Raw genomic sequence first — 6000 nt, 5'->3', positions numbered from 1 at the left:
GACTGTATTTTTTGATAAACTCCATTGAGATGGGAAATGTTTCTGACTTGGATATACCGGCTCTCCCGGTTCGTGGCCGGTTCCCTGCACGCCAAACAGGCCGTCAGACTCCCAACGCCCGGCCGCCGGTATCCATACCCACGGAAGCATTATTTTTGCGTTCTTTTCATACGTAAAATACTAATTTTTTCCAACTCAAACCTTGCTAATTTTTACGAAAGTGGGTATAATAGACTATATTACGAAGGTTGATCCCTTCTGTTAGATGTTTTAGATACCGCATAATACCAATTATGGGGTATTTTTTATTTCTGTATTTGACGCGCAAATCATGAATACTTTCATCTGCCGCCTTTCGCTAACCCAGGACCATCTTCATCCGCGACATCTGCCGCCTTGGCTGCTCCTCCGTAGTCATGGTATAGATTCGCGTTGTATTGATACTGGAATGCCCAAGCAGGTCCATCAAGCGGACGACATCTTTTTCAATACGGTAAAAGATTCTGGCAAACAAGTGGCGGAAGTTATGGGGGAATACTTTTCTCTCGTCCACTCCGGCTTCCCGGCCCAACTCCTTCATCTTCTTACTGATATTGCTCCGGTCCATCGGCTTTCCGCTTTTCGTGATAAAAATGCTTCCTTGTGTAATGCCCACTTTTTTACAGTATTTTTTCAGCATCCTCGTCAGTTCCACCGAAAGCAGGGCGACTCTGGATTTCCCTTTATTATAAATATTGGCCCGGCCAGCTGCCAGCGATTCCACTGTGATGAAGCGGAGTTCGCTGATACGGATTCCGGTACTTCCTATGGTCTGCAGCAGCATGCTCATCCGGCTGTCGCTTTTTCGCTCAGCCGCCCGGACCAGCCGTTCATAATCTTTCTCTGTCAGTTCTCTCTCCGGCTCGCTAAACAGCATCCGCTGAATCCGGAACAGCTTGACTTTATACTCCTCACATCCCAGATATTCGAAAAAACTGTTGATAGCCGCCAGCATAGAATTGGCGCTGGTGGTTTTGTAATGCTCGTTCAGATACTGCTTATATTCCAGAACTGTCTCTTTATCAAATCTCTTGCTATCTGATTCCGTTTTATCTGATTTATTTCTCCCTGACAAGTTCAGATACTCCCGGAATTTCCTCACATCCCGAACATACTTCTCCACCGTAGCACGACCTTTCTCCTCTTCTTTTAAATACTGTCCGTACTTGTCAATCATTTCATTGGTGAAAACATTCATATTATTGCGTTCTTCCATGATAAAAAAATCCTCCTTCGTATTATTCTGTTCTATTTTCTACTTTAAATGGAAATGGAAAAAATTGCAAGGAAATCCTGGCAATTCTTCATTTTACTCTTTTATCAGCAAATGACTGGCATAAGGCCATCCCTCCCTTTTCTCTTCCCGGATACCACAAAATAGCCGGGGGTAAATGACGGTGTTACTAACCTGCAAATTGATATAGGTGTGATTCTCTGGCCGAACTGACCGCAACGGCTTGCGCCGAAGATTGCTCACAGAGTGGAATCTCTGTGTGAATGAATGTAGTATATCATAATTTCTGTAAAATTATTGTAGAAAAAGTATTGACAATTCGGACAAATCCATTTATACTATCTAAGCAGTCGCGAGTTAGACGCGGCGGTGACTATGGGATCTTAGCTCAGCTGGGAGAGCATCTGCCTTACAAGCAGAGGGTCATAGGTTCGAGCCCTATAGGTCCCATATCTTTTCAAAATCATCTAATATGGCGGAATAGCTCAGCTGGCTAGAGCACACGGTTCATACCCGTGGTGTCGAAGGTTCAAGTCCTTTTTCCGCTACTACGGTAAGCCCTTGAAAATGTTACATTTTCAGGGGTTTTTGCTTTACCTGAACATTTCCCGTTAAAAAGAGGATGACCGCCTGGCCACCCTCTTTCTTGATTTTTAATTCTTTATTTCCAACTTACAGTCTCTTTGCAATCGCCTTAATAAATTCCTCACTGTTTAACACCACCGGATTCGGAATGGAGGTGATGAGGGCCAAATCTTTGGTCATCTCTCCCGCCTCAATCGTATCGATGGTCGCCTTCTCCAGTCTGTCCGCAAACTCCATCAAATCCTTCAATCCGTCCATCTCCCCGCGTTTGCGAAGAGCGCCGCTCCATGCGAATATCGTTGCCACGGAGTTGGTGGAGGTCTCCTCCCCTTTCAGGTGCTTGTAGTAATGTCTCTGCACCGTTCCGTGGGCCGCCTCATACTCGTAGTATCCCTCCGGAGATACCAGCACGGAAGTCATCATCGCCAGAGAACCGAAGGCGGAGGAAATCATGTCGCTCATCACATCCCCGTCATAGTTCTTGCAGGCCCAGATATATCCGCCCTCGGACTTCATCACACGGGCCACCGCGTCATCAATCAGCGTGTAGAAATAAGTGATGCCCGCCTCCTCAAACTTCTTCGCGTACTCCGCGTCAAAAATCTCCTGGAAAATATCCTTGAAGGTATGGTCATACTTCTTGGAAATCGTATCCTTGGTGGCGAACCACAAATCCTGTTTGATATCCAGCGCATAGTTGAAACAGCTTCTCGCAAAGCTCTCGATGGAGTCATTGATATTATGTATTCCCTGGATAATGCCGGCGCCGGTGAAATCGTGAATCAGCTCCCTGGTCTCCGTTCCGTCCGCGGCGGTGTAAACCAGCTCGGCTTTTCCGGCTCCCGGTATCTTCATCTCCGCATTTTTGTACACGTCACCGTATGCATGTCTCGCGATGGTGATCGGCTTCACCCAGTTTTTCACGCAGGGCTCAATCCCCTTCACCACAATCGGCGCACGGAATACCGTTCCGTCCAGAATCGCACGGATGGTACCGTTGGGGCTCTTCCACATTTCCTTTAAGTTGTACTCCTCCACACGGGCGGCGTTTGGCGTAATAGTCGCACATTTGACTGCCACCTTGTACTTCTTGGTAGCCAGAGCGGAGTCTACGGTCACCTGGTCGTCCGTCTCGTTGCGGTGCTCCAGGCCCAAATCATAGTACTCTGTCTTCAAATCAATGAATGGCAGCAGCAAATCGTCTTTAATCATCTGCCACAAAATCCTGGTCATCTCGTCGCCATCCATCTCAACAATGGGGGTTGTCATTTTAATCTTATCCACGCTATCGTCCTCCTTGTTTTTGTACCTGGAATTTAGTATACGACGATTTGGACGTTCACACAAGCAGAAATCGCCGGAACCGGCCATATTTTTTTAAATATTGCCATAATTTTTTCGGAATGAAATTCCAGTTTTCAACATATAGTAGAAATGTGTAACTTTATCTTAACATTTTCTAAACACCCTTGCTGTTACTGCCTAATTGTGATATAATCCGAAAATGTTATAAAGTATAGAAATATGTAAGGTACCAGGTTAACCATTTCTCGAAAGAAGGCGGTTTCATGGAACAACTCAGGACTTTTGTTAAAAAATATAAACACGCATGGATACTCTCCTACGCGTTTATCTATCTCCCCTGGTTCTTGTATCTGGAAAAAACCGTAACTAGAGATTATTACGTGCTCCATACGAGACTGGATGATATGATTCCCTTTAATGAATATTTTATCATCCCCTACCTGTTATGGTTTGCCTACGTGGCCGGAACCATCCTGTTTTTCTTCTTTACCAACAAGCAGGACTATTACCGGTTGTGTGCCTACCTGTTTACGGGTATGACCATCAGCCTTCTCATCTGTACCATTTTCCCAAATGGAACGGATCTGCGGACCCTGGTGGACCCGGATAAGAATTTTTGCTCCAAGCTGGTGTTTTATCTCCACGCGGCAGATACTTCCACCAACATTTTCCCCAGCATTCACGTGTTTAACTCCATCGGCGTTCACATCGCCGTGATGCACAGCGAATCCCTGCGGAAGAAACGCTGGGTCTGCAACGCTTCTTTTATCCTGATGATTGCCATCTGTATGGCGACCGTGGTGTTGAAGCAGCATTCCGTTGTGGATGTGGCCGGCTCCCTGGTGATGGCTTACCTGCTGTATCCATTTGTATACAGCCCGGCTTACCAGAGACAGAAGGTCGCGCGAAAGGCGCTGGGATAAATCGAATTTCAGACAGATATCATTTAAAAAGCCTGACAGGTTCTTATGCCTGCCAGGCTTTCGTTTTTGTATTAATTAAATCCATAAAACTTTCTGGTAATCTTGTAGCCCGCGATGGTGAGCTGTCTTCCGCCCTTGCCCGGCAGGTTCATGCCCTGGCCCAAAAATCCCCAACGCAGACGCATAAACAGTGCAAAATTGCTCTGTCTCAAATACTGCCACAGTTCCTTCTTCTTGGCCAGATTCTCCTCCGTGCCGGAACGGATGGCCAGAATCGAGGACACCACCATCATAATCTCCAGATACTGAATCATGTAATGGCGCAGCTTCCGGTTCTGAATCTTGGTGACATCGTAATAATCGAGCATCAGCTTCGTCACCCGAATCTGCTGGTCAATCCGCCCAATCATCACCGACTCATTCACCGACTGGTCTTCTCTTCCTATATAATAGCGGTAGAAATTCACGTCCAGGTAGTACATGGTCTTCACATGAGGCAGGGGCTGATACACGAAAATGTTGTCCACATAGAAGGTGTGCTTCGGCAGCTCCAGCCCGCATTCCCGCAGAAGCTCCGTCCGGTAAATGACGGAATGCATCAGAATGTACTGGCCCAGCATGAACAGCTTGACGTCACTCCAGGTTATCACTTCATTTTTCGGAAGGGCGGTATTGTAGTTCATCACCTTTTTCCGCTTGGCCCCCTCTTTCTCATAGACGAAGTTACTGATCAGCATATCCAGCGTCTGGTTGCCGTAGACGAAACGCCGCAGGGTGCGCAGCACCTCGTGAAATGCCTCCTCGTCCACCCAGTCGTCGCTGTCCACCACCTTGTAGAAAATGCCGGTGGCATTGCGAAGCCCTGTGTTCACCGCCTCGCCGTGGCCGCCGTTCTCCTGGTGGATGGCGCGGCAGATACTGGGATACTTTCTCTCATATTCATCGGCTATCTGGGCGGTTCTATCCTTGGTGGAGCCGTCATCCACGATGATGATTTCCACCTCGTCCCCGCCGACTAACAGACTGTCAATACAGTGTCTCATATAATTTTCGGAATTGTAGCATGGGATTGCTACGGATAATAATTTCAACTCAGTTCCTCCTTACGTGCACTCTTCTTCATCTCTCTGGCCGCCAGGACTGCCAGAGCAAACGCAGCCAGTGTTATGATATATAACGATATTCCTCTGCCAAATGCTTCATACTCTTCACCCAAAACCGACGTAAATAAGACGGATACCAGATTGGCCGCCTGGTGGAACACCACCGGGGCCAGGAAACTTCCCGTCTGCTCGTACACCCAGCACAGGGCAAGTCCCAGGAAACCGGCATAGACAAACTGGACCACATTTCCATGATACAGGCCAAATATCAGGGCGGACACCAAAGCCGCCGGCCAGAATCCACAGATATCCCGCAGCCTTGCAAACCCCAGACCGCGGAAAATCAATTCCTCCACAACAGGTATCACCAGACCGATGGCGACAATCTGGAGCAGAAGGGGCGGGCTGTAAAGCGCCATGGAAACCTCTTCAAATCCCGGAAAGTACAGAGCCAGATTGCTGATGCTGATGATATTATTGAGGGCAATACAGGCGCTCATTCCAAACACGACGGTACCGGCCAGCTGCTTTCCCGACAAGCCGCCAGCTAACAGGGATTTCCCCCTCATCAGCTGCTCTCTGTGAAATATCTGTCCCAGCACCGGTATGGTGACCAGCGCGGCCAGCATGGTATTGATGACAGCGTCCTCCCAGGGGGACAGCATCAGCACCACCACCGTGATTGCAAAATAAATCAATATGGGATATAACACACGCCAGACATGCCTCATGCTCCTGTCTCCTTTTTCCGCTTATCTCGACTGCTTTGTTATAGAGTATAGCACAACTTCACACATAAATGTTGCTTTTT

5 protein-coding genes and 2 tRNA genes are annotated in these 6000 nt (G+C 47.7%); 3 read left to right on the top strand and 4 right to left on the bottom strand.

Annotation, left to right across the window (positions count from 1 at the left end; translation table 11 throughout):
• Positions 1 to 358 precede the first annotated feature (358 nt).
• On the bottom strand, positions 359 to 1255 hold the full coding sequence (locus HMPREF9473_RS07745) for a tyrosine-type recombinase/integrase (RefSeq protein WP_006779526.1): 897 nt from the start codon (positions 1253 to 1255) through the stop codon (positions 359 to 361).
• Between the two features lie 395 nt (positions 1256 to 1650).
• Between HMPREF9473_RS07745 and HMPREF9473_RS07740 the strand changes: the two genes are divergently transcribed.
• Together HMPREF9473_RS07740 and HMPREF9473_RS07735 are read left to right on the top strand one after the other, a co-directional pair.
• Positions 1651 to 1723 (top strand) — tRNA-Val (locus HMPREF9473_RS07740).
• Positions 1724 to 1747: 24 nt separating this feature from the next.
• Positions 1748 to 1821, top strand: a tRNA-Met gene (locus HMPREF9473_RS07735).
• 124 nt (positions 1822 to 1945) lie between these two features.
• Here HMPREF9473_RS07735 and HMPREF9473_RS07730 read toward each other — a convergent pair.
• Positions 1946 to 3142, bottom strand: coding sequence for an NADP-dependent isocitrate dehydrogenase (locus HMPREF9473_RS07730; RefSeq protein WP_006779525.1), 1197 nt, complete (start codon positions 3140 to 3142; stop codon positions 1946 to 1948).
• Between the two features lie 284 nt (positions 3143 to 3426).
• On the opposite strand from HMPREF9473_RS07730, the gene HMPREF9473_RS07725 reads away from it, so the two are divergent.
• Positions 3427 to 4086: a phosphatase PAP2 family protein gene (locus HMPREF9473_RS07725; RefSeq protein ID WP_006779524.1), complete on the top strand. Its 660-nt coding sequence runs from the start codon at positions 3427 to 3429 to the stop codon at positions 4084 to 4086.
• Between the two features lie 71 nt (positions 4087 to 4157).
• On the opposite strand, the gene HMPREF9473_RS07720 is transcribed toward HMPREF9473_RS07725, so the two are convergent.
• Together HMPREF9473_RS07720 and HMPREF9473_RS07715 are read right to left on the bottom strand one after the other, a co-directional pair.
• Complete coding sequence (locus HMPREF9473_RS07720) at positions 4158 to 5177, bottom strand: glycosyltransferase family 2 protein (protein WP_006779523.1); 1020 nt, start codon at positions 5175 to 5177, stop codon at positions 4158 to 4160.
• Positions 5174 to 5920: a CPBP family intramembrane glutamic endopeptidase gene (locus HMPREF9473_RS07715; protein WP_006779522.1), complete on the bottom strand. Its 747-nt coding sequence runs from the start codon at positions 5918 to 5920 to the stop codon at positions 5174 to 5176. Before HMPREF9473_RS07715 ends, HMPREF9473_RS07720 begins: the two co-directional genes overlap by 4 nt.
• Positions 5921 to 6000: the final 80 nt, after the last annotated feature.

The organism is Hungatella hathewayi WAL-18680 (assembly GCF_000235505.1).
Taxonomy (GTDB): domain Bacteria; phylum Bacillota; class Clostridia; order Lachnospirales; family Lachnospiraceae; genus Hungatella_A; species Hungatella_A hathewayi_A.
Note: the sequence above shows the minus strand (reverse complement) of the source record. Positions and strands in the feature narration are given on the sequence as shown.

Bases quoted from the DNA above. Each gene is read 5' to 3' on its own strand.
- HMPREF9473_RS07745 (WP_006779526.1), bottom strand. From the start codon at position 1,255: ATGGAAGAACGCAATAATATGAATGTTTTCACCAATGAAATGATTGAC.
- HMPREF9473_RS07725 (WP_006779524.1), top strand. From the start codon at position 3,427: ATGGAACAACTCAGGACTTTTGTTAAAAAATATAAACACGCATGGATA.
- HMPREF9473_RS07715 (WP_006779522.1), bottom strand. From the start codon at position 5,920: ATGAGGCATGTCTGGCGTGTGTTATATCCCATATTGATTTATTTTGCA.